Raw genomic sequence first — 447 nt, forward strand, 5'->3', positions numbered from 1 at the left:
GCCCTCTTCAACGGCCTGGAGCCGCTGGAGCAAATCTACAGGCGAGCAGACGGGTTGCTTTACGAGAGCAAGGCCAGCGGCCGCAACCGGGTTACGCTTCGCTAGCAGCAGTTCAGGCGACGCGCTATACTGGGAGAGATCGGGTTTGAACGCGCAGACGCGCGGGYGACCCTTCGGAGGTTACGCCATGATCAGCGCAGCCCTTTTCTCGCTTTCACTATCGGCCGGTCTCCTCATTCCCGTTTCCGATGGACCGCCGCGCTTCGACGTGATCAACACCTGCCGGGACGTCGGCCGCTCCAGCATGGGGGTCGGGCGTACCGCCCAGGCCTGCCAGGACGATGAGAATCAGGCACGCGCGACGTTGGTCCAACGCTGGTCGGCCTATCCGGCGCAAAACCGCAATACCTGCGTCGAGAGCGCACACCTCGGCGGCCCGCCCAGCTA

Annotated in this window: 1 protein-coding gene; it reads left to right on the forward strand. The window is 64.6% G+C overall.

Features of this window, described 5'->3' with window-relative positions:
- Positions 1-187: 187 nt before the first annotated feature.
- The coding region (locus AB4Y92_RS25840; RefSeq protein WP_441822216.1) for a hypothetical protein at positions 188-447 on the forward strand (260 nt) is incomplete at its 3' end.

It is taken from the genome of Lysobacter sp. TAB13 (assembly GCF_052113885.1).
Lineage (GTDB): Bacteria > Pseudomonadota > Gammaproteobacteria > Xanthomonadales > Xanthomonadaceae > Lysobacter > Lysobacter gummosus.